The following is a 20,803-nucleotide window of genomic DNA, read 5'->3' as shown; positions in this document are numbered from 1 at the left end:
ACAACGGAGGAAAGGAAATGGCTAGCGGAAACACACTCACTAAAGCCAGCGTTGTTGACTACATCTACGAAAAAACCGACCGTAACAGAGCTGAAATCAAAGAGCTTGTTGAGTCCATTCTGGACATCATGAAAGATGCCGTGAAGAAAGATCACGCCATGCTCATCAGCGGTTTCGGCAAATTCGAAGCTTACGACAAGAATGCTCGCAAGGGGCGCAATCCCCAGACAAACGAAGCAATCACCCTGCCCGCTCGCAAGGTTGTTGTCTTCAGACTTTCCCGCAAATTCAGATCCGAACTTAACGGCTAGGACAGCTTAGGCCTGCGACAGGCCCTGCCGTTTTTTTGGGCGACTTTTCCAATGATAAGGGACCAGTGCGTTGGTGCTGGTCCCTGTACCTCTTTTTACACTAAAAATCCGGTTTACGGCGGTCTGAATCCGCATATTCAAAACGCGCCAGACAACAAAAAAAGCTGAAACAGCGTAATGTGTTCCAGCTTAATTTGTCAGGATTGCTTCAACGATCTTCCATGTCCGGCATCCCGGTCCTTCGGAAAAAACTCCTGCGCATGCTATTATCTTTTAGCGGGTTACAATGAACATTTCACCGAAATCGGGTGTAAGAGTCTGCATGGCTTCTTCCGCACCGGCTAGTGTATAAAACTGTCCGGCCTGAACCCGCATATATTTCTTGCCGTTCACATCCACCTCTACCATACGGGATTCCTTGAAACCGCGTCCGCGAAGGTCTTCAAGAACTGCGGTGGCCCGGTCATGCTCTGAAAAGGAACCTACCTGGATAAAATAAGCTGCCTGCATAGTGGCGGTCTCGGAAATCAGCACAGCCTCAACTTCAGGAGCAGCCTGCAGGGTCTCGGCAACTACAACCTCTTCGGCAGGAGCCGCGGTCTCCGCAACGATTTCCTTGGCGAGAACCGGTTCGGCATTAACATCGTCAATAGCCCTGAGTTCAACCGGGGTCAGCCCCTTGTTCACGATATTCAGCTTGGCGGCTGCTGCGTAGGAAAGATCGATGATCCTGCGGTCGGTATCAGCAAAGGGGCCACGATCATTGACCCGCACGATGACCTTTCGACCGGTATCACGGTCAGTGACTTCAAGCATGGTTCCCATGGGCAGTGTGCGGTGGGCGGCAGTCATGGCGTACATATTATAGGTTTCGCCGTTGGCTGTGGTTTTACCGTGGAAGTCGTCCCCATACCACGAAGCAAGTCCCTGAGCCTTGTAGCCCTTTGATGTCAGATGCGGAACATGACGCTGCCCGTTCACTACATAGGGATCGGTCTTTAGTACAGGCTTGACCACTTCCGGAGATTCTTCCTTCTGGGCCTTGTACTGTTTCACCGGCGGTGTTGAATAGATCTTCTGCTTGGCACATCCTGCGGAGAAAAGAAGCAGCAGAGCGGCCAACAATACGTAATATCTGGACATGTAAACCTCCATCACATGAGGGGAAATAATAAAATTCTTCCGCCTCCTTCAAAGTCGGCAGTAATCTCTCCATAGTGGTTACGTCCACTAAAGTCCAGTTGTCGGAGTTATAACATGCAAATTGTCTGGAAAGACGGCGTCAGCGGCCGGACCTGGAAAGGGCGAGGGCGAGGGCTGTGGTCAGTTTCACAATTTCATTATTGCTGCGTCGCACAGTTGAAGCAAGCCTTCTGCCGATAGTCAGAAACAGCTTGCAGCCTATGGTGGGATGTGTCTCGGCAAGTTCGAAAAATTTAATGCGATCGGTAACCAGAAACTCGGAATCCTCAACCACCGACACGGTAGCTGAACGGATATCCCGGTCAATCAGGGCTATTTCCCCGAAAACAGGATAATAGCTGGCATCAAGGTTGGCCAGAACCTTGCGCGGATTCTTCATCTCGGTAAGGGGGATATTCATGCCCTTGATGAGCATTCGTTTTGATATACGGACCTTGCCGTTGACGAGAATGAACATCTCATCTCCTTCCTCCCCTTCGGCAATAATATTGGTTCCGGACTTAACTGCGATGTTGGCGAATATCGATTTCACATGCCGCAGCTCATCATCATCAAGGTCCTGAAAAAGCGGAATGGATTTCCAATAATCAGCCATGCTCCGAACCTCCGCCGGGACTGATTATCAGCAGCCCGTCATATTTCTCCATAGACTCGCTGTCCGGTGGGTTCATCCGCACTTCAGGCCCCTGTACTCCGAGGGATGTGTCCTGACCGGAGGACTTGAACAGCTCCATTATGAACTGGTCCAGTGCTGAACCCTCATCCATGACATCCTGCAGGGAAAGACTTTTTCCAAGCTTGCAGGCTGCCACCGGCAGTCCGCCGTCAATGGAACGGATATGGGCACTGAGTTCCCCCCAGCTTTTGGTCCGGTCATCCGTGGAACAGGCTCTGAACTGCAGCCTGCCGGAATCACCTATCCCCAGCAGGCTTCGAAAGAACGACCACATGGAGGGACTGATTCCCATCATGCCCATCATGCGGCTGGAGATTTCCCCACGGACAAGAATTTCGTTGGCTCCTGCCCTGAGCAGGTGTTCCTTGTTCTCCTGCATGGCTATCTCGGCATATACAGGGACTTTCGGAGCCAGAGTCCGCAGGGCCAGAACAGCGTAAATGGCCTGCTGGTCCGACTCCTTGGGGTCAAGCCCGTTCTGGCAGAGCACATAGACAGTGCGGGCCATATCCGGGCTGGAGCGGGCTATGACGTTTGCCTGGCTGATATTGCCGTGCACAAAATGAAGATTTTCCCCAAGATTAATCCGGAAGGCGATCTCATCCCGCTGTTGCTGCTCCAGGTCGCTGACGATGACCAGATTGAAGGATTTACGGTCAGCCTGTTCGCGAAGAGATTCAATCAGCCCGAAGGCGTAATCATTCCAGCCCAGTATGATGACATGACTGCTGATCTTCACAGTTAAGAGCCCCTTGCGTTTTTTGGCTTTGCGTTCAACGAGCATGGACGCCATGTTACCGGTCAGCGATGAAACCATGCCGATGCCTGAGATCATGACCAGAGCACCCAGAATCCGACCCGGAACCGTTGCCGGGACCATATCCCCATAACCGACAGTGGTTAGGGTGACTATAGCCCACCAGAACGCACCGGAAAGACCCACTTCCCCGCCTTCCTCCAGTTCAAGCCAGTAATAGCCGAGAGTGCTGAACAAAAGAAGCAGCCCGGTGGCGATTACCAGCTTGCCGAATCCAGATTTAAGCCAATCCGTTATTTTCATGATGCCTCCGGCAGCTCTCAGAGGGTCCGGCGGGACTTATTAAAATGGAAAAAACATTGAATACAAATTTACTTTCCGCTGATGTTATACTTTTTCAGCTTATATTGCAGCAGGCTTTTTGAGATGCCGAGCCTGTCTGCGGCATCCACCTTCACGAAATTACTGGCGGCAAGAGCCCGGCGAACGAGGGTGGCCTCAATCTTGTCAAGAGTGTCCGCCAGATTGAGCTTGGAGGGCAGAAGGTCAACAGCACTCTTGAACTGGGTTTCCTCATCCTTGATTTCAGCAGGCAGGTCTTCGGTTTCAATTACCCTGCCGGGACTGAGCACAACGCAACGTTCCACAACATTCTGCAACTGACGTACGTTACCCGGCCATTCGTAAGCAGTCATATAGTCCATGGCCGCCGGGGAAAATCCGTCGAACACCTTGTTGTTGTCCGCTGAATAGGCAGCAAGGAAATGGTCGACCAGAAAGGGAATATCCTCGCGACGTTCCCGCAGCGGAGGCATTTCAATACTGACCACGTTCAGGCGGTAGTAAAGGTCTTCGCGGAATTCGCCCTTTTCCACAGCTTCTTTGAGGTTCTTGTTGGTTGCCGCCACAATGCGGATATCCACCTTGATGGGATCGACACCTCCGACCCGCTCAATAGTTTTTTCCTGCAGCACCCGCAGCAGCTTTACCTGCATATCGTGGGATATTTCACCGATTTCATCAAGGAACAGCGTGCCCTGATCAGCCGCTTCGAAACGGCCCCGCTTACGGGCCACTGCGCCGGTGAAAGAGCCTTTTTCGTGCCCGAACAACTCACTCTCAAGTACACCGGTGTTGAAAGCCATGCAGTTGACCGAAACAAACGGCTTGTTGCATCTGGGCGAAGCCTGATGGATCGCCTGAGCCACCAGCTCCTTACCGGTGCCGGATTCACCGGTAATCAGCACTGTTGAGCTGCCCGGAGCGGCCTTGCTGATCATGTCGAAGACCTGCAGCATGGGCTTGGAGCGGCCGATAATATTGCTTGGCGAATAGCGGTCCTTGATCTGTTCGCGCAGTTGCCTGTTCTCCCGCTGGGCCCGGGCAAACTGAGCTGCCTTGGTTACGGAAAGCAGCAGTTCCTCGTTGGCGAACGGCTTGGTGATGTAGTCGAAGGCCCCGATCTTCATGGCCTCAACCGCGGATTCAATGGACCCGAAGGCGGTCATGATAATCACCGGAATGTGCGAATGGTTTTTTTTCACATGCTCCAGCACATCCTGCCCGGTAAGCTTGGGCATTTTCATATCCGTAATCACCAAGTCGACTTCGGATTCATCGAGATAGGCCAGCCCTGTTTCCGGGTCGGAAAGGGCGGTTATGGTATAGCCTTCATCGGAGAGCATAGCCTCCAGAATCAACAGGTAGTTCTGTTCATCATCCAGTATGAGTATATTTGCAGACATTTTTATTTCCGGTTTATCTAGCAGTCTTTTCTTTCAGGTAAAAACAATTCAATCCGTGCTCCGCCCTCAGGATTATTCCCGATGCTGAGCTTTCCGTTATGGCTTTCCACAATATTGGTCACAATGGCAAGCCCCAGTCCTGTTCCGCTGTCTTTGGTTGTAAAGAAGGGGTCCTTGACCTTGTCGATAATTTCAGGGGCAAAGCCCGGTCCGGTATCGGAAAAGACAATATTGAGGCCCTTGGCAGTCTGACTGAAGGTAACAACGATCCGGCCGTCCTTTTCAACTGCCTGCATGGCGTTGCCGACGAGGTTATAGAAGGCCCGGTAAAGCAGGTCCTCATCTCCGCAGACCTGATGCCCGTGGATGTAGTCCATCTGCAGTTCAATGCCTGATTCCTTGCACTTGGATTCCAGAAACATGTGAATCTTGTCGAGAAGGTTGGCTGGATCAAGCGCGGTCAGGGCAATTTTGCGCGGCCTTGCGTAATCCAGAAAATCGCTGACCGTGCGGCTGAGCCTTTTCGTTTCTTCGTGAATTGCGCCGAGAATCTTCACGTTGACCGGATCACTGTCATTCATCCTCTTCAGCAGCAGCTCGGAACTGGAACGGATGATCCCCAGCGGATTGCGGATTTCATGGGCAACCCCGGAAACCATACGCCCTATACTGGCGAGCTTTTCGCTCTGGTTGAGTTCCTTTTCAAACTGCTGTCTTTCAGCCATGCGCTGGGCGTTTATGATGTCCGCCCTGCGGATGATTGCCATGATGGTCGCAAAAAGGATCAGGGCCGAAAAACTGGAGGTGAACAGGATCAGTCGCTCGAAATTGATGACGGACTGATAGTCCTCGGTAATATCCTGGGTAATGACCATGACGCCCATGATCACGTTTTCGTTGATATTCAGGCTCTTTTCCGAGCGCAGGGGATAGACGATCTTGAGCAGCATGGTTCCGGGACGCATGTTCAGGTCAAAAAGCATCCCAAAAGTCGATTTCTTGCTGATGAACTCATACTTGGGCGTACCGGTATCCAGAACCTTTTTCACGAACTCCCCGCCAAGGTCGTCCGCGCCGATCAGTTCCTTATCCGTGGAATATGAAATGATCAGGTCCGGGTCGTAGATACGCACCTCGTTAACCTTGAAACTGTGCACGGTGGAGCGGATCACCTGATCAAGCCGGTCCATCTGCTCCTTGTTCTTAAGCCCGATCTTGCCGTAACCGATGATGGTCGGCAGGATGAACCTGCGGTAGATCTGGTGGTTGAGGTTCTCCGCCTGAAGCAGGGCGAATTCCTTCTGCTTTTCAAGAAGGGTTTCGTCCGCATGTTTGGCCAGAAAAACGGAAAGGCCCAGACTGCTGGCAATGATGACAACCAGCAATGTCCATGAAAGCAGCTTCACAAGCTGAAATGATTTTATCTGCAGATCCTGATGCTGATCCACTTGCAGCCTCCGGGATTCCTTAAAAGCGACTCTTACAACTTCCTGACTGAACGGTTAAAAACCGCATGCATCCGGTAAATCGCACGCCTTCGGCTCCATCTACTCCAGATGGGAAACCAATATCCCACCCGAAAACGGCTCCGGGAATCCCTTTTAAGTTTAACGAAACATCGCATTCAACAAATCAACAATAACACCGGAACGCAAAAGAAATGTCCCGGCAGACTAATCCCACTCTTTTTTCAACAGGAATTTATACGAGCGGACACCATGAACCATGTCCGCCAGCAGGCGGGGCATGGATTTAAAAGCCATTTTAAAGGACATATGTTTCAAAAGCGGCTGGGAATAGAACAGGGTCCAGCGAAGTCTGTTGGAGTACCTGAGTTCAGGAAAAACATATTTTTCAAGCCGCTCAAGGTAAAACTTCTCCGGGTTCCTGTTTTCCGAAAGTCCCTTTGCAATGGCCTCCGCAGCATAACGGCCGCTCTGAAGGGCATAGAAGATTCCCTCACCGAAAAGGGGTTCCACAATGCCGGCGGCATCCCCGGCAAGGAATGTACGCCCGAAACAAGGATTTTCCATATAGTTGCCGTAGGGTAGCGGGTAACCCTTCATGGGGAGGGATTCCGGATCTGCGATTCCCTGTGAGCGCAGAAAATCCATGAATATTTTTTTGAAATTCACAGTTGCACGGTTAAGCGCCCCTATACCGGTCACAACCTTTCCGGCAGCAGGAAAAACCCAGATGTAACCGGCCCGCAGGTGTCCGATGTAAAGCTCAGGCTTGAGCACTTCGCGCGGATAGTCGGCGGCGTCAAAGATAATTTCAATGGTGGAGGCCATATCAGCCTGCCATTTCCTTTTGTCATAGGGCAGGAAACGGCGGATAGTAGAATTCACCCCATCCGCACCGATCAGATATTCACCCTTGTAGATGCGGTTGGATTTAGTCTTTACTTCCGCATCCATGTAATTGCACTGAACAATTTCCTCGCCGGTAAAAATATGCGCTCCGGCATTTGCAGCTTTCTGAAGAAGGAAGTAATCAAAATCCACCCTGTCCACAAAACGGAAGGGGATGGACGATTGGGCATCACGGATATTGTGGTCCCGGTAGTTGATGGAGTACTCTGGAGATTCGAAGTTGATTATACCCCGGCTCCTGAGACAGTCGACGTCACAGCCAAAGACCTTCTCCAGCACCTGGGTGGTCTTGTAGGTGATAAGGCCGCCGCAGAGTTTTTTCCTTGGAAATTCAGCCTTGTCTATCAAAGCGACCTTAAAACCCTTACCGGCAAGGATACAGGCGGCTGTTGAACCGGTGGGCCCCCCTCCCGCAACAATGACGTCGAATTTACCTGACACGTGGACTCCTGCTATGTTGAGAACTCAATATGTTGTTGATTTAAGTTAGGTTTTAATACCGCTAGAAACACGCTTGGGCAAGCAAGACCATAAGAAAGAAACCGGATAATGAAAAATATTGAAGCTATAGTTTTTGATTTTGACGGCACTTTGGCAGAGTTGACCATTGATTTCGATGAGATGAAGAAACGGCTCAGGGCACTGGGAAGCGCGTTCCTTGACCCCATGCCGAGCAGGGAAGACCTGCCCGCCCTGGAATGGGTTGATTTCATGGCCGACTGCCTTTCACGCGAAGATCCTGACCTCGGAAAGGAATTCCACACCCGCTGTCGCTTCCTGATCATATCCATGGAAGTCGAGGCGGCACGGAACGGAACCCTGTTTCCTTTCACCTGTGAAATGCTTTCATCCCTGCGAAGTTCCGGTATCAGGACCGGCATCATCACCCGCAACACGGCCTCCGCTGTACGCCAAATGGTCCCGGAGATCGACAGACTTACCGGTTGCTTCCTTTCCCGCGAGGACGTGCATAACGTCAAGCCCCACCCGGAGCACCTTTTCAAAGCCCTTGAAATCATCGGTGTCGCCCCTGAAAATGCCCTGATGGTAGGCGACCATCCCATGGACATTGAAACCGGGAAAAGAGCCGGAGCAATGACAGCAGGAGTCGCCACCGGACGCATCCCAATTGAAGGTCTGGCGGAAGCCGGGCCGGACTTCCTTGCAGCAGACTGCGCGGCGCTGATGGAGCTTCTCAACGAGCAAAATCTTTTTCAGCGGAATGGCGGGAATTGACCGGAATTATTATAACTGGATGCCTCCGGCGGCCAAAGGAGCTAAGCTCCTTTGGAATCCCTATTGGTTTCAGGGTGTTAATTGCTAAAAAATGTCATAAAATCCTGTATGCGAAACAAAAATAGAAGGCTCGTTGCAAAAAAGGTGGCGGTGCCGAGCGGTTTGTTGAGGGAGGAGTTCGGCACCGCCATAGGGGTTGGACTGTAAATTAACCAAAAGCTATTTCAGACCAAATCAGGGGTGTGATTATTTGTAGAATACAAAAGATTGATCGAAAATCAAGCATAAATGTCATTTTTTTCTGTCACTCAAAGAGTTGCCTGCGCCACCTGTATCGGGGCATGAGACATTGAATGTAATTCAACAAAAAATATGATATTAAGTAGACCTGATTATGGTATAAGTCTGAATCACTTTACACACCCAACCCCACAGGAGAGATGGAAATGGATCTCTTTGAAGCGATTTACAGCCGCAGAAGCATCAGAAAATATGAAGATAAACCCGTAAGTGAAGAGCTGGTGAAAGAACTGCTCGGCGCTGCAATGATGGCACCCAGCGCAGGCAATGCCCAGCCCTGGCAGTTCATCGTAGTTGACGACCGGGAAAAGCTCGACGCGGTTCCGGCCATCAACCAGTACGCAGCCATGGTCAAAAGTGCTCCGCTAGGAATTCTGGTCTGCGGAGACCTTAGCCTTGAGAAATACCCCGGCTACTGGGTGCAGGATTGCTCTGCAGCCATCCAGAACCTGCTGCTCGCTATTCACGCAAAAGGCCTCGGAGCAGTATGGACAGGCATTCATCCCATTGAGGAACGTGTTGCCGGCTTCAAGAAGCTGTTCAACCTGCCGGAATCGGTAATGCCCCTCGGATTCATCGTACTCGGCTGGCCTGCACAGGAATCAAAGAAAAAAGACCGCTACAACGAGGAAAGAGTTCACCGCAACAGCTGGTAGAACTGTTTCCAAAACCGATTTTTCTGAAAAACCCCACCACGCGTGGGGTTTACTGTTTGTGCAGGGAAAATAAGGGAATACATACCCTCGCATTGTATCCCGGAATCAGTTTTCCTGCAGACACAGGAGGGCGTATGGCGATAATCAAATGTCCTGAATGCGGACACGGGGTTTCAAGTCGAGCTTACATCTGTCCGGGATGCGGATACGTTTTGTAGGGGCTGGATCATTTTCTTGTTTCAACTATTCTCTGGGCGGCGAAGCCCCGCTAAAAAGTTTGGGATTCTTAAACCCTTTTCAAAGGGCTTAAGCCGTCGTAATCCTTTTCAGGTCTCATCCACTCCATAACGGATTCCCACATCCATTCGGCCAGCGCTTCGTCAAACCCTGCGTCTTCGGGATTGGCAAATCCGTGCCTTGCATTTTCAATCCGGATAAATTCGTAACGGACACCCGCGCCTGACATCTCATCCTCAAACTGCCGCGCATGCTCTGCCGGAACTACCGGATCGTCTTCAACAAACAGCACCAGCAACGGAGCCTTTATATCTTCGGTCAAAGAATGATGGGTGGTGTCGAGATAGCCGTAAATGCTGACCGCCCCCTTCAGGTCTGCGCCTGTCCGGGCAAGTTCCAGTACCGCCCCTCCACCAAACGAAAGACCGAGGGCGAAAACTGCCTGTGGATCAATATCCGGCTGTTCAACCAGAGCCTGCAAGCAGGCCTGCGCACGGTTGCGCATCAACAGCCGGTCATTACGGTAAAGGCGATGGATCGTCCGGGCCTGATCAATATTTTCCGGACGGTTTTCCACCCCGTAAAAATCCGCCGCAAGAACAGCATAACCGGCCTCGACCAGCCGTTGCGCATGCCCAAGGATTACACTGTTCAGTCCGGTATATTCATGGATAAGCAGTACTGCGGGCCAAGGTCCATGGCCGTGTGGCAACATAAGCACATGCCACAGCTCAACGCCCAGATGGCCCTGTCGTATAACCCTCGATTCGACAATCATTTACCGCCGTCTCCAAACTGGCTGTTGAGCCGGATCTTGGAGCCGCAGAGCCCGCCAGTCTCTTCGCAATCATACGATGAAGCATCTTCCTTGGGCTCCACATGGATAGTCACCTGACAATTGCTGAGATCCTCCTTGATGCAGGATTCTATTTCAGAGCACAGGGTATGGGAACTGGCTATGCTCAACTCTCCGGGGAGCAGAAGATGAAAATCCACGAAACGGTTTGAACCGGCTTTGCGGGTACGCAACCCGTGATAAATGGCATCCTGTCCTCCACATCTGCGGATGGACTGGTCAATCATGAGCAGCTCTTCCTGTGGCAGGGTGTTGTCCATAAGACCGGAATAAGACTTTTTGATCAGCGAAAACCCGGTGAAAACGATATTACCGGCCATGACCAAAGCGATAAGCGGGTCAAGAATCGCCCATGCCGGGGGAGTAAACAGCATCACGCCCAGCCCGGCCACCAGCCCCAGCGAAGTCCAGACATCGGTAAGCAGGTGTTTTGCATCTGCTTCGAGGATGATTGAATCGTGTATTTTTGCACCCTTAAGCATGATCCTTGCGGTAACGAAATTCACCACAGACGAAAGCAAGGCAATGATCAGGCCGAACCCCAGATTGGAGGGGACCTCCGGGCTGACGAATCTTTCGACCGATGCGTAGACAATGCCGATGGCGGCAATAAGAATCAGCATTCCTTCCGCACCGCTGGAAAAATATTCGGCCTTGCCGTGTCCGTAGGTATGGGATTCATCTGCCGGTTTAAGAGCCAGACTGAGCGAGGCAAGCGCGAAAAGCCCGGCGGAAAGATTGACCAGCGTTTCAAGGGCATCTGAAAGCAGACCAACTGAATCGGTAATATTCCAGGCCCAGGTCTTGAGGACCATGGTAACAACCGATGCGACAATGGAATAATAAATATATTTTTTAGGGGATTCAGACATGATTAATCCGGGTTAAAAGTACTGCCGGGCGGCTTGAGTGTCCCTGCAGGGTGAGCTGCTGTATGCCAGATGCTTCCGACCGGCTGGGTTTGGCCCAGGCAAGGCAAACAACAAAGTCCGAAAGGGTTTCACCTAAGGTCGTGTGTGCCTTGGAGGAATACACTTCAAAAAAAATAATAACAACCGGGCGGCAGAGTAAAAAGCCCCCGGCATTCTGCAAGGGGCTTATAATGATCTGTAATTGCTACGGCTTGAGCAGAAATTCCTGTCCGGCCTTCACAGCTCTTGAAGAGACCCGAACTTTGCCTTCTCCGTTTGTACCGAGCACCAGCACTTTGACCCGGACACCATCGGGACGCACAATAAAATTGTCGTCGTAGGCTTTAACCACGGCCGATTGCGGCACCAGAACTGATCCTCCGGGATCGGGCATCTCGAGGTTCATTTCAGTACGGAGTCCGCCTCTAAATTCAAAATTGCCGCGGCCTATTTCAAAATCGACCTCCACCTTGCGGGTTTCCGGATCAAAATCCGGAGAAATCCGCTCCAGCACGGCAGGTGTTTCAATATTGAGATCAGGAAGTTTCAGAGTAATCCTGCCGTCCATGGACCGGATTTTTTCCAGCTCATTGATTGTCAGGGCGAAAGGAACAAGCAGGGTCTTGAAATTACCGAGTTCAGCGACTTTCTCTCCTTTAGTAACCCATTCTCCGGGTTCAATATAACGCTTGATCACCCGCCAGCCGTCCGGGGCGTGCAGGGTGTAGCGGCGCAGGTGTTCACGGTCCACGGTTATTTTGAGTTCAGTAGCATGCAGCCGGGATTCCGCATTCTCAAGGTTGCGGATGTGCAGATCGAGTTCAGACTGCGCGGCAGTACTTTTCTTGACCAGATTCCTGTAACGCTCGGCTTCCCTGCTGTAGTAGGTAACATCGGACTGCAGCCGGTCCCTGTCGGCAACAAGCTGGGCAATCTCCAGCTTGATGAATGTCGGGTCAAGCTCGGCAAACCGGCCGCTCTCGTCGAGGGTGTCACCGATATCGGCATAAACCTTCGTACACATGGCCGACTCTTCACTCACGAGGGTCATGCTCACCCTTGGACGGGTGAACCCGATCAGAGAAACCGTCCGCGAAGCTGGCGTACACTTGAAAACCCCGGCGGACCCGGCACAGGCTTCTCCAGTATGACTGCTGCCCAGAAGCAAAGCCAGAAGCAGCAACCAGATAAATTTATGAATTGTCCACTTTGCCTTCATTGTTCATCTCCCGTCTTCCCCGCTCCATTTGCGGGATGGTTATGAACTCCAGCACATCTTCAAACACGGTTTCCATATCAATGTCGGGCATATTACCCTGCAACCGTCCGGTAGCGACCAGTGAAGCCAGCCCATGGACTGAGGCCCACAGAGAGGCTACGGCGGTATCCACCGAAACATTGCCAAGAACTCCCGTTTCAATGCACTGGCGTACTGTTTCCTTGAAACTCATAAAATTCGGGTGTGGTTTGCCTACCCACTTTTCAGGGTCACAGAATGACGGGGCGCTGCGGTTAAAAAGCAGGTCATAATACTCAGGTTCGCTACGGGCATAGTTCAGATAGATACGTCCGATCTCAAGGAGCCTTTCAAACGGATCTTCAACATTCCAGGATTGGGCCTGCATCTGTCCGAACCTGCCCATGCCTTCTTCCTTCAGAGAAAGGATCAGTTCTTCCTTGCTCTTGAAGTAGCGATACAATGCTGCCGGGCTGTAATCTATTCTGGCTGCAATCTTTCGCACGGAAACATTATCGAATCCGTCCTTTGCAAACAGTTCCTTAGCCGCATCCAGAATCAGGCGCCGCATGCGCTGATGTTCCTGTTCTTTTTTACCTGATGTAATCATGGAGTTTTTCTATCAGACCAGCCTCACCCTGTAAACGCTGTTCACCCGCACTTCAAACACCCTCGACATGATAAGAATCAACTATTTCATTAACTCCGCGTGGTGTCTTTCCAATCAACCTTTTTGCAGACAATTTCCTGAAATAAATATTGATCCGCAAAAAGCAGGAACCTTTTGACCGCCGTCTGTGAATCAGACCGCAAAAACATTTAAACGGCTGAAGCCTTCTTCCGCCTGTCGCGCCATTCCATAAAAGCCATAAGCAGATCCCATTCAATTGGAATAATGAACAGGGTCAGGAACGTTGCAGTGCAGAGCCCGGTAACAAAAGTTGAGGCCATGGCCCCCCAGACCAGCGAATATGAAGGGAAACCAACAGCCATGGGCAGCAGTCCCAGAGTGGTGGTCAGGGTGGTGAGCAGAATAGGACGCAAGCGGATACGGACTCCTTCGCGAATGGCCCTCTTGCGGTCCATCCCGCCTTTGTAGAGCTTGTTCATAAAATCGAGCAGCACAAGGGAATCGTTTACCACCACACCGGTCACACCAACCGTGGCGATAAAACTGTTGACCGTAAAAATGGTCTGGGAAACAAATGTCCCCAGGATTACCCCGGTCAGAGAAAATATCACCGCTGAAAGAATTATCACCGGCTGCACATAGGACTGAAACTGGGTGGCCAGAATCATGTAGATGATCAGAACAGCGGTCAGAAAAGCGTATACAAGGGATGTATAGGACTTGCGGGTGGATTCGTATTCCCCGGAGAAGTTGATTGTTGCACCGGGATAGGAACTGCGCACGCTTTCGTAGAATTTTTTCACCCGATTCACCGCAGCAGGGGAAGACAGGCGCGACCCCGGCTTGATGTTGGCGGTGATGGTTACCGCCCGCTGACTCATGTACCGGTTGAACTGCCCCGGCTCCATGTAAATGGACACCCTGCAGATGTCTCCCAGACGCACCGGACTTTCATTATGCTCCAGAACCGGCACGGAAAGGGCGTCTTCAGGGGTGTTAAGCGATTGCGGATCAAGTTTGAGGCGCAGGTCCACATCCTCATCCGAAAGACGGAATTCACCGACAAAACGACCGTCAAGCACAGACCCCGAAAGAAGTGCCACCTGCTTGGGAGTCAACCCGTACTCGGCAACCCTCTCCTTGATCGGGTCAAAGCGGAAAATACGGTTCGGGGTTCCGTCATCTGTAGAGAGGTTGACCAGATGAGGACCCAGCTCGTTGTTCTCCTTGATGAACTTCATAATTGCCGCGCTAAGACGCTGCACGGATACGTGATCGGAACCGAGAATCCGTATATTGATGTCCTTGCCGGTCGGCGGACCGTCCTTTTCAGGGCGGATGCGTAAGGTCCATCCATCCTCAGCAAACTGCTCCAGAGCCTTGTGCATATATTCAAGATGCCTGCCGGGATCATTTTCCGGCGCATCGGCAAAAACCTGCTTCTCCTTTGCAGGCAGTTCAACCACTATGTTGCCGAGGTTGCTGCCATGGACCATTTCATAGTCCTCGTTCAGGTAGAAACCGGCAAAAGCGGTGGCTGACTTGGCCATGCCCGGGCCCATTTTTTCCACAAAGACCGAGAGTCTTTTAAGCTTGTCGGAGGTGACTTCAATAGGTGTAGCCACCGGCCCTTCCAGCTCGATGTAGTAAATGGAATAGTCATCCGGGAAAAATTTGATCTTGATGAGCGGCAGTGTTCCGGAAAGCGACACCCCCAGAATCATCAGGGCAACCACAAATGCACCGAAGACAACTGTCAGTGATGTGAACCGGAAACGCATAACAAAAGCAAGCAACCTGTCGGTCCGGTCGCGCAGGGGACGCATGAAAACAGGCTCGCGAGTGTGTTTTTCGCTGTTCTCGGCAAGGCCTTTGGCTCCGGGCCAGTCCAGAAAGTGCGGAGGCAGAATCAGCAGACATTCGATAAGCGAGGCAACCAGGGCAAAGGTGACAGCTTTGGGCACCTGCGCAAAAAATTCACCTGTGGAACCGGTCATGATCAGCATGGGCAGGAAGGCTGCAACCGTTGTAGCAGTTGCCGAAATAACCGGCAGGAATACCTCCGCAGTTCCGTCGACCACAGCTTCCTTGAGCGACTTGCCTTCCTGTACATGACGGAAAATGTTTTCCACAACCACAATCGCATCGTCAACTATGATACCGCTTACCAGAACAAAAGAGAACAATGTTATTTGGTTAAGAGAGTTACCGGTAAGTTTCATTATGATCATGGTCACCAGAAACGCGAATGGAATGCCGACGGTGGTCAGCATGGCGTTACGGAAACCCATGACCAGATAGATCACGCTGAAGACAAGCACAATACCGACCATCAGGTTCATGCCGAGCGTATTGATGGCATCGTCAATGTGCAGCCGCTGGTCATTGGTCAGGACCAGCCCCACTCCTTCCTTTTCAAGCGGCTCACGGAATGCATCGGCGATTTTCTCCACTTCCTCGGCAATCGTCACCGCGTTTCCGTCAACGGATTTAACGATCTTGAGGGTCACTGCGGAGTGCCCGTTTATGGAGGTGATGACCTGCGGGTCCCTGTAGGCTACCCGGGCATCACTCATAACATCGCCTACAGTGACGAATGAGCCGTCCCCGTCCATGCGCACGACGGTATCGGCGATCTCCTCGCGGGTGCGGAAACGCTCATCAACAACAATGACGTACTCGCCATCAGCGGAAACAAAGTCCCCGGCAGGAATGGAAATGTTTGCGTTATCAAGGGCCCGGGCCACGTCGTCAAAAGTCAGTTTGAAACGCACCAGTTTATGCGGGTCGAGGTTCACATGAAATTCGCGAGTATACTCACCTTCGATCTCAACCTCGTTGACCCCCGGAATCTTTCTCAGCGGCACCTTTATTTCATCCGCCATCATGGAAAGGGCCCGGTTCGTGCGGTCTCCAACAAGGCAGAGCCGTATTACCGGAAGCCATTCACTGACATTAATTTCCGTAAAAGTCGGCGGGTCCATGGTTCGGGGCAGATCGTTCTGGATGGACAGCACCCGGAAGCGCAGTTCGTCGTACCCCTTGGCGTAGTCGGTATCATCAAGGAACTTGACCATGATGCTGGACCGCTCTCTGAACGACCTTGAACGTATATACTCGACGTTCTCAAGGTCATCCAGTGCGTCTTCAATCTTCTTGGTTACCAGTGCCTCCACATCGGAAGGAGATGCCCCGGGCAGAAAGCCACTGACCATAACCTTACCCATGTGCACGTTGGGATAACGCTCCACCGGAAGGTCGGCCATGCTGAATACGCCGACAACCATCAGCAGAATGAAAATTATGTTGATGAAAACCGTCTGCTTCAATGTAAAACGCAGCAGTCCTTTCATTGATTGCCTCCGACGGCCAAGTGAGTTCTTGATTGTGGAAACTTCGGCACTGGCTGAATATTCTTTGCAGAGTGCTGGAAGGATTTATGCCTTCAACTGTTTCCGGGTAATGAAATAAACGTGAAAAGAATGTTAATTATTCGGATGCGACAAAGCACAGTCCGTGAACAGCGTTCACTGTTAGCGGCGTATCAAAAAGATGTAAAGGGGCGGCAGGGATTTTGATTAAAAATGCAAGGATGCCAAAAACAGGATGGCTAAAATGCAGCTTATGCGCTGCTTGCGGGGTGTGAACCAAAAAGCCCGGCAGATTCAACAGGAACCTGCCGGGCAGTCGAAAACTTTCAACTGGACTAAATTGAAATTTTTTCGAGGGTATCCAGAAGAATTTCCTCTTCACTCTGGTCCGAACGGACGATGTGGTGGGCAGCCTCCATGAAGCTTGGCTCAAATCGGTTGAGCATGATGGAGATCTGTTCACGCGCGTCTTCGGAACCGTCAGTTGCACTCAGCAGGGTCATAAAATCTGACATGATGCAGATGACTTTGCCGTTTTCCTTAAGCATTCTGCGATTTTTTTCAGATTTGGCTGCACCGCGGGGAAGGCTGACTATCTGGTTTTCACCGGCAGAGACCTTTTCAATCATGGGGTTGCCGTCACTGCGGCTCACAACCACAAACTCGCGACCAAGCTTTTCCGCTACCCTGGCTGCGATGGATTTACGCAACTCATCATTAAGGCAGAAAATGAACACGTTCCCGGAATCGCGCCCGCCGATGAGCATATCCTTGGCCATACCGTGTACGTAGGCACTGGTCTTGTCCTGCTCCGCCACCCGGTATTCTATATCAACGAAATCAACCTGCTTCTTCTGCATGGAAACTCCTTGTCTGTTCTGGTGGCAATGGATTTAATCACTTGCCCCGGCGGCCGCAAGATCATTTGCGGACAAAAAAGACCGTCCGTTTGTATTGCTCATCATCGGGCAGCTCTTTTGAAAGATAGGTCATGTCCCAGTTTTCTGCGAACAGGTCCTGCACGAAATCAAGCAGGCTGAACAGCCCGTTTTCGATTCGGGCCTGAGGGTACAGTTCAAGGAAGCGGGATTCATCCATTTTCAGGTGTCTTTCAACAAAATATACCGGCCTGAAGGTGAGCAGCATTTCAGAGTCAGAACGCTTTTCAAGCCCCCTGAGGATAGTTACAAGATGTCCCTGAGCAATGTTGATTTTGCCCAGTATATCAATGAGCATTCCCATATCGTAGGTCCGCTCCGGCTCTTCATATGCAAAGTTGCAGACCTTGAAGTCGACCCCGTCTATCCCATAAAGATCCGCCAGTTTCCGTGCTCCGGCAATGACCTTCGGTTCCATGTCGTAACCCACGACTTCCCGGGCTCCGTTGCGGCGGGCGTGAAAGGTGAAATGACCGAGATTGCATCCCAGATCGCAAACACTTTTACCCCTGAAATCAAGGTCCGTGAATTCTGGATCAATACCGTCTATATCGTGCCCAACGCCCCCTGCAAGGGAATGGTTTTCAAAGTCGTAGAGAGGGCGCCAGATCAGCTCCGTGCCGACTTCCTCAACAATCATTTTAAGCTCAGCATTTCTGCTCATCCTAATCAGCTCCGCTCGGGTTGAAAATTAGCACAGGGATTCAGTCAGCCTGTCCGTAAACACTCGTCCTTCGGGCTGTGCAAGCCATTAAACAGGCCTTCCCGCTGCACCATGGAAGACTCCTGAAGAGAAATCATTTCATGGCAGGACCGATTCCGATTACCGCAACTGGATATAACTGCATTGCCCGTCCAACTCAAGAAAGGGATTCGGATTGCATGGTTTTAGTATGCGTGCTACTCCCTTGTGCGAATCAGGAGAAGCTTTTGCAGCAGATAACCGAGCCTTTTGCCACAGGAAACTCTTTTATCCATGCAGCCCATCCCGGCGTGAGGATCGGCTGTGCCTTTATTTATTCCCTGTGCGGTGCACTGGCAACGGACCTGACTGCCGCAACCTCAGTCCTGTTCGGCGGAATCTTTTTCGCCGCTGCGGCCAGACTTCCCTTCTTCCCGTTAATGCGCCGTCTTCTGGTGGTCAATGCGTTCATTTTTTTTCTCTGGATATTCCTGCCATTTTCCCGTTCCGGAGCCCCGGTCCTATCAATAGGCCCTTTTACCGCTACCCTTGAAGGCATCATCTACACCGCCATTATCACCCTTAAATCCAACGGGGTCGTACTGGCGGCAACGGCTCTTCTTTCAACCATGCCGGTCCAGCTGATAGGAGCTGGAATGCAGACCCTCAAACTGCCGGAAAAGTTCTGCCGTCTTTTTCTTTTCACCTGGCGGTATGTGCATGTGATGCGCATTGAATTCTCCAAGATGCACCGGGCAGCCGTCATGCGCGGATTTGCGCCCGGCACCAGTCTGCGGACATACAAAACATACGCATGGCTTCTGGGCATGCTGCTGGTTCGCAGCATGGACCGGGCACAGCGGGTCTGGCAGGCCATGCTCTGCCGCGGATTCACCGGCATTTTTCATTCCCTGAATACCTACAGCTTCTGCAAGCAAGACCTGTTTCTGCTGGCAATGAGTACTCTCAGCGCTGCCGGTTTTATTTTTCTTGAGTTAAACAGAGTAGAGGTTTTCCGTTGAGTTCAGCCATTTTTTCCCTTCACGATATAAGTTTCTCCTATCCGGGCGGCACCGAAGTTCTGACCGGAGTTAACTTTGAACTGAACAAAGGCGATAAAATCGCCCTGACCGGGCACAACGGATCGGGAAAGACCACCCTGCTGCACATCATCATGGGGTTGCTGCGCCCTTCATCCGGACAGGTTCTGTACAAGGGTGCTGAAATGCGCACGGAAAAGGATTTCCGGCAACTCCGCAGGGGAGTGGGGCTGCTGTTCCAGCAGGCCGATGACCAGCTCTTCTGTCCCACGGTGATCGAGGATGTGGCTTTCGGCCCGCTGAATCTGGGCAAATCCCCGGATGAGGCCAGACGAATTGCCGAATACACCCTTTGCACACTCGGCCTTTCCGGGTATGAAGAGAGAGTCTCCTACCGCCTTTCCGGGGGAGAGAAAAAACTGGTCTCGCTGGCAACAGTAATGGCCATGCAACCGGAAGCACTGGTGCTGGATGAACCGACCAATGACCTTGATCCGTCCATGAGAGAGCGCTTGGTTGAAATTCTCGGTTCACTTGACGTTGCCATGCTGGTGGTGTCTCATGACCTTGAGTTTCTCAAAAGGGTTACTGTCAGAGAATATTCGTGCCACGACCGAACCCTTCACGAGGGTGCTTCTGCTTTCAAGTCCCGGCAGGATTTCACCCACTGCAAATTGTAAACCTCGTACCAGGGAGATTTCCATGACTGGATTCCGTTATTTTTTACTGATCATGGCAACCGCACTGCTTATAACCGCATGTGACGGCAATGAAAAACAGGTAAGCATGCAGGTTCATGCCACAGCCTACACCTCCCAGAAGGACCAGACTTCCAATCATCCGTTCTTAGGGGCATGGGGCGATGAGCTCAAACCAGGCATGAAAGCCATTGCAGTCTCGCGGGATCTCATTGCCAAAGGCCTCACCCACAACACCAGAGTCAAAATAGAGGGGCTTGATGGAGAGTATGTCGTAAAAGACAAAATGAACAAACGCTGGACCGACAAGATCGACATCTACATGGGCCTTGATACTCAGGCGGCACAGGATTGGGGCAAGCGCGAAGTAACCATAACCTTTGATATTGCTGAGAATTGACGGTTCTTTTAACGAACATGCTTTCAAAAGCAAAATAGGTTCTTTCTTTTTGCGGGTGTTTTACGTAAGGATGTGCCTTCGCGACGTCTGCTGCTTCCGACTGTGTTCCGGAAACAGCTAATCATACCGGTTGCGGATATACGGAGACTATTTTGAACGAACGCAAAAGAAACCCTCACCAGTCGATCAGGGCGTACTGCCTGTGGTGTATGGGCGGCAGCCCGCAGCTTGTCCGGGAATGCAAGGATGAGCACTGCTCCCTGTACAGCCTGCGCGGACCTAAGACCGATGAAACGCCCCGGGCATGTATAAGAGCCATCCGCAAACACTGCCTGGCCTGCACTGTCGGAGACAGACAGGCAATCAGAGACTGCAAGGAAAAAGAATGTGTGCTGCGCCGCTACAGATTCGGTATTCACCCCAGAACCATGAAGAATCGCAGAAAGAGACAGGCGGAGAAAAGCCAGTTTATGCTTCCGGGCCTGTAAAAATCTTTCAGATTTAAATAAAACAAAAGGTGTAAGTTCCGCTGGAACCTACACC

At 51.5% G+C, this 20,803-nt stretch carries 21 protein-coding genes; 8 read left to right on the top strand and 13 right to left on the bottom strand.

Translation table 11 applies throughout. The annotated features are described in order from the left end of the window. Positions 1-17: 17 nt before the first annotated feature. Positions 18-311: an integration host factor subunit alpha gene (locus tag N7E73_RS08925; protein ID WP_432738713.1), complete on the top strand. Its 294-nt coding sequence runs from the start codon at positions 18-20 to the stop codon at positions 309-311. 273 nt (positions 312-584) lie between these two features. Here N7E73_RS08925 and N7E73_RS08920 read toward each other — a convergent pair whose 3' ends face one another. From N7E73_RS08920 to N7E73_RS08895, 6 genes are all read right to left on the bottom strand, one after another. Then, entirely contained in the window at positions 585-1,454 is an 870-nt protein-coding gene (locus tag N7E73_RS08920; RefSeq protein WP_432738712.1) for a septal ring lytic transglycosylase RlpA family protein, read from the bottom strand. Between the two features lie 139 nt (positions 1,455-1,593). After that, positions 1,594-2,109 carry a cyclic nucleotide-binding domain-containing protein gene (locus tag N7E73_RS08915; protein ID WP_432738711.1) on the bottom strand — a complete coding sequence of 172 codons (516 nt, stop codon included), beginning with the start codon at positions 2,107-2,109 and terminating at the stop codon, positions 1,594-1,596. Continuing rightward, entirely contained in the window at positions 2,102-3,250 is a 1,149-nt protein-coding gene (locus N7E73_RS08910; RefSeq protein WP_432738710.1) for a potassium channel family protein, read from the bottom strand. The genes N7E73_RS08915 and N7E73_RS08910 overlap by 8 nt, the downstream gene beginning before the upstream one ends. Positions 3,251-3,318: 68 nt before the next feature. Beyond that, a complete protein-coding gene (locus N7E73_RS08905; RefSeq protein WP_432738709.1) occupies positions 3,319-4,692 on the bottom strand; it encodes a sigma-54-dependent transcriptional regulator in 1,374 nt (457 codons plus the stop codon). Between the two features lie 17 nt (positions 4,693-4,709). Continuing rightward, the gene (locus N7E73_RS08900; protein WP_432738708.1) at positions 4,710-6,140 is read right to left on the bottom strand and encodes a sensor histidine kinase; all 1,431 of its coding nucleotides are present in this window, start codon (positions 6,138-6,140) and stop codon (positions 4,710-4,712) included. Between the two features lie 225 nt (positions 6,141-6,365). Beyond that, a complete protein-coding gene (locus tag N7E73_RS08895) occupies positions 6,366-7,508 on the bottom strand; it encodes a geranylgeranyl reductase family protein (protein ID WP_432738707.1) in 1,143 nt (380 codons plus the stop codon). A 108-nt stretch (positions 7,509-7,616) separates the two neighbouring features. Here N7E73_RS08895 and N7E73_RS08890 point away from each other — a divergent pair, with 108 nt between their 5' ends. From N7E73_RS08890 to N7E73_RS08880, 3 genes are all read left to right on the top strand, one after another. Further along, entirely contained in the window at positions 7,617-8,303 is a 687-nt protein-coding gene (locus tag N7E73_RS08890) for an HAD family hydrolase (RefSeq protein WP_432738706.1), read from the top strand. A gap of 446 nt (positions 8,304-8,749) precedes the next feature. Further along, positions 8,750-9,259, top strand: coding sequence for a nitroreductase family protein (locus N7E73_RS08885; protein WP_432738705.1), 510 nt, complete (start codon positions 8,750-8,752; stop codon positions 9,257-9,259). 134 nt (positions 9,260-9,393) lie between these two features. Then, entirely contained in the window at positions 9,394-9,477 is an 84-nt protein-coding gene (locus N7E73_RS08880; RefSeq protein WP_432738853.1) for a zinc ribbon domain-containing protein, read from the top strand. 68 nt (positions 9,478-9,545) lie between these two features. On the opposite strand, the gene N7E73_RS08875 is transcribed toward N7E73_RS08880, so the two are convergent. From N7E73_RS08875 to N7E73_RS08845, 7 genes are all read right to left on the bottom strand, one after another. After that, entirely contained in the window at positions 9,546-10,274 is a 729-nt protein-coding gene (locus tag N7E73_RS08875; protein WP_432738704.1) for a dienelactone hydrolase family protein, read from the bottom strand. Beyond that, positions 10,271-11,224 (bottom strand): cation diffusion facilitator family transporter, encoded by a 954-nt coding sequence (locus N7E73_RS08870; RefSeq protein ID WP_432738703.1) that lies wholly within the window; start codon positions 11,222-11,224, stop codon positions 10,271-10,273. The genes N7E73_RS08875 and N7E73_RS08870 overlap by 4 nt, the downstream gene beginning before the upstream one ends. A 244-nt stretch (positions 11,225-11,468) precedes the next feature. Next, the gene (locus tag N7E73_RS08865) at positions 11,469-12,482 is read right to left on the bottom strand and encodes an efflux RND transporter periplasmic adaptor subunit (RefSeq protein WP_432738702.1); all 1,014 of its coding nucleotides are present in this window, start codon (positions 12,480-12,482) and stop codon (positions 11,469-11,471) included. Further along, positions 12,457-13,110 carry a TetR/AcrR family transcriptional regulator gene (locus N7E73_RS08860; protein ID WP_432738701.1) on the bottom strand — a complete coding sequence of 218 codons (654 nt, stop codon included), beginning with the start codon at positions 13,108-13,110 and terminating at the stop codon, positions 12,457-12,459. Before N7E73_RS08860 ends, N7E73_RS08865 begins: the two co-directional genes overlap by 26 nt. Before the next feature lie 209 nt (positions 13,111-13,319). Then, positions 13,320-16,484 (bottom strand): efflux RND transporter permease subunit, encoded by a 3,165-nt coding sequence (locus tag N7E73_RS08855; RefSeq protein WP_432738700.1) that lies wholly within the window; start codon positions 16,482-16,484, stop codon positions 13,320-13,322. 353 nt (positions 16,485-16,837) lie between these two features. After that, positions 16,838-17,362, bottom strand: coding sequence for a shikimate kinase (locus tag N7E73_RS08850; RefSeq protein ID WP_432738699.1), 525 nt, complete (start codon positions 17,360-17,362; stop codon positions 16,838-16,840). A 61-nt stretch (positions 17,363-17,423) separates the two neighbouring features. Then, on the bottom strand, positions 17,424-18,104 hold the full coding sequence (locus N7E73_RS08845; protein WP_432738698.1) for a class I SAM-dependent methyltransferase: 681 nt from the start codon (positions 18,102-18,104) through the stop codon (positions 17,424-17,426). A 266-nt stretch (positions 18,105-18,370) separates the two neighbouring features. Between N7E73_RS08845 and cbiQ the strand changes: the two genes are divergently transcribed. The 4 genes from cbiQ to N7E73_RS08825 all read left to right on the top strand — a co-directional run bounded on the left by cbiQ (position 18,371) and on the right by N7E73_RS08825 (position 20,748). Beyond that, positions 18,371-19,144, top strand: a complete 774-nt coding sequence (gene cbiQ / locus N7E73_RS08840) for a cobalt ECF transporter T component CbiQ (RefSeq protein ID WP_432738697.1) — start codon at positions 18,371-18,373, stop codon at positions 19,142-19,144. Further along, positions 19,141-19,842, top strand: coding sequence for an energy-coupling factor ABC transporter ATP-binding protein (locus N7E73_RS08835; RefSeq protein ID WP_432738696.1), 702 nt, complete (start codon positions 19,141-19,143; stop codon positions 19,840-19,842). Before cbiQ ends, N7E73_RS08835 begins: the two co-directional genes overlap by 4 nt. A 22-nt stretch (positions 19,843-19,864) precedes the next feature. After that, entirely contained in the window at positions 19,865-20,260 is a 396-nt protein-coding gene (locus N7E73_RS08830) for a 3D domain-containing protein (protein WP_432738695.1), read from the top strand. A gap of 152 nt (positions 20,261-20,412) precedes the next feature. After that, complete coding sequence (locus N7E73_RS08825; RefSeq protein ID WP_432738694.1) at positions 20,413-20,748, top strand: restriction endonuclease; 336 nt, start codon at positions 20,413-20,415, stop codon at positions 20,746-20,748. Positions 20,749-20,803: the final 55 nt, after the last annotated feature.

The organism is Maridesulfovibrio sp. FT414 (assembly GCF_050916235.1).
In the GTDB taxonomy this organism is placed as follows: domain Bacteria; phylum Desulfobacterota; class Desulfovibrionia; order Desulfovibrionales; family Desulfovibrionaceae; genus Maridesulfovibrio.
Note: the sequence above shows the minus strand (reverse complement) of the source record. Positions and strands in the feature narration are given on the sequence as shown.